The following is a 2,150-nucleotide window of genomic DNA, read 5'->3' on the forward strand; positions in this document are numbered from 1 at the left end:
GAATAATGCCGCAGAGCGAGCACTGCGGAGCGTCGTCATCACCCGTAAAGTGTCTCAGTGCAGCAAAAACGCGCGGGGTGCCAACAGCTACACCCAGATCAAGAGCGTCGTCGAAACCGCCCGTCTGCGCGGCCACGACCCTGTGCGGACCCTGATGGACCTGCATCGCTAATCAGATACAGACTGGGCTGCACCAGACTGGGCTGCACCAGACTGGACTGCACTAGACTGGGCGGGTGAATCCGTCCGCAGAAACTGCCGAGCTGACCCTCAACTACCGCGCCCAGCACGCGCTCTACGGGGGTCTGCGCGAGGACGCCATGCGGCTGATCGAGGGGCTGATCGAGGGCGCCGGGATCAAGATTCACCACCTGACCTCGCGCCTGAAGACGCCGGGCAGTCTGGCCGACAAGCTGCGCCGCAAGCCAGGCCGCTATGCCCAGCTCGGCGACGTGACCGACCTGGTGGGCGTGCGGATCATCACCTATTTCGAGGAAGACGTGCTGGCGGTGGCGCGTGCCCTGGAGGCCGTCTTCGATATCGACTGGGACAATAGCGTCGATAAAAGTAAATTTCACGACCCCGACCGTTTCGGCTACAAGGGCATGCATTACGTGATGCGCTTCGCCAGCCGCCACTACGAGGGCGGGCACTCGCCCCGCTTCGAGGTCCAGATTCGCAGCATTTTGCAGCACGCCTGGGCCGAGATCGAGCACGACCTGGGCTACAAGAGCCGCGCCGCCGTGCCCCGCGAGGTCCAGCGCCGCTTTTACCGCCTGGCCGGGCTGCTGGAAGTCGCCGACGAGGAATTCATGGCGATTCACCGGCTCTCCCAGGACTACGCCGCCACCCTGCCCGAACGCATCGAGCAGGCCCCGGACGGCGTGTTCATCGACGCGCAGAGCCTGAGCCACCTGATCGCCTCGCCGGAAATTCGACTCCTCGACAGCGCGGTGGCCGCTGCCCTGAATGTGCCGCTCCGCGCCGACTGGACCGACCCTGAGCGTCCTCAGCGCCTGGCCAATATTCTCGATTACGTGGAGGTGCGTTCGGTGGGTCAGCTCCTGAAAGAGTTGCGCAGGCTACCGGGCGAGATCGTGCAGTTCGCCGCCGCCCTGCAACCGGCTTTGCTTGGCGCCTGGGTTCCGCTGGGCGGTGCTCGCCCCGGCACCAGCGTGGTGCACTACGCGCTGTGGCGGGCCTGTGCCCACGCCGGGCTGGACGCCGACGTGGTGGTGAGGCTGCTCGACCTGCGCGGCAACCCCGCCGAGATGGAGCAGACGGTCAGGGGCGTGTATGCGGCGCTCAGCGAGGGAAAGGTCGTCTAGAGCAGTACTCCGAATGACGCCACGGGGAAAACAGCCTCCCCGCGCCTTCATTCTGCGTCCTGCTCAGTCAACACTACTCGCTCCGCTCGGTCATAAAAAGGGTCTTTTTATGACATCTGCTCTGGGCGAGGCGTGTGGGAGAGGCCGGATGACCTTCAACGCATTTCAGGGTGGAAAAACAGGCTGAGGGTGAACGGTGCGCTGCCTTCAGACGCGGCAGCCGTCCACCGGTCTTCCAGCAGCCGAACCAGGGCCGCCTGAAGGTCACGGGCCTGGGATTCGCTCAGATGCAGCGTGGTGATGATGTCGAAGCTGGCTGGCCGGGAGGGATCGTGCAGCTCGCCCGACGCCAGATTTCCCAGACTCGCTTCGTTTTCCGCCGACACCGACCAGACCTGCCCGGAAGCGTCCCGGTAAAGGCGGGTGCCCTCTATTCCCCTGGCTTGCAGACGCGCCGCGACGGACCTGGCCCACTCGCGGATGTACGGCTCGGTGACCGCGTATAGGCGGTCCTGGGTGGTGGCAAAGGGCGTAACGCTGTGCGGCACGAAGTAGGCGGCAGCCGCCGTCCGGTACAGCTTGATGGCCCGGCCTTTGCGGCGCTGCTCCTCCACGGTCTCCAGCAGCCCGGCCCGCACGAAGACCCGCACCCGGTAGAGCATCTGGTCCAGCGTGCAGCCCACTTCAAGGGCCGCCGCCTTTACGCTCAGGCTCCGGCCCAGAAACGGCTCGTAGAATCTTCGGGCTGCGGGGTCGATCAGGAGCGCGGCCAGGCGCGGATCGGTCACGGTCTGGGCCGGAGCGGGCGAGCTACCGGAATCT

At 65.5% G+C, this 2,150-nt stretch carries 3 protein-coding genes; 2 read left to right on the forward strand and 1 reads right to left on the reverse strand.

Annotated features, from left to right (window positions below):
• Together Q0R23_RS09625 and Q0R23_RS09630 are read left to right on the forward strand one after the other, a co-directional pair.
• Positions 1-172, forward strand: a 172-nt coding sequence (locus tag Q0R23_RS09625) for a transposase (RefSeq protein WP_293912501.1), incomplete at its 5' end; no start/stop codon positions are given.
• A 64-nt stretch (positions 173-236) separates the two neighbouring features.
• Positions 237-1,328, forward strand: a complete 1,092-nt coding sequence (locus Q0R23_RS09630) for a GTP pyrophosphokinase family protein (protein ID WP_366520414.1) — start codon at positions 237-239, stop codon at positions 1,326-1,328.
• Between the two features lie 155 nt (positions 1,329-1,483).
• Here the strand turns inward: Q0R23_RS09630 and Q0R23_RS09635 are convergent.
• Positions 1,484-2,150, reverse strand: a 667-nt coding sequence (locus Q0R23_RS09635) for a helix-turn-helix domain-containing protein (RefSeq protein ID WP_293912499.1), incomplete at its 5' end; no start/stop codon positions are given.

This window comes from Deinococcus sp. (assembly GCF_025362455.1).
Classification (GTDB): Bacteria; Deinococcota; Deinococci; order Deinococcales; family Deinococcaceae; genus Deinococcus.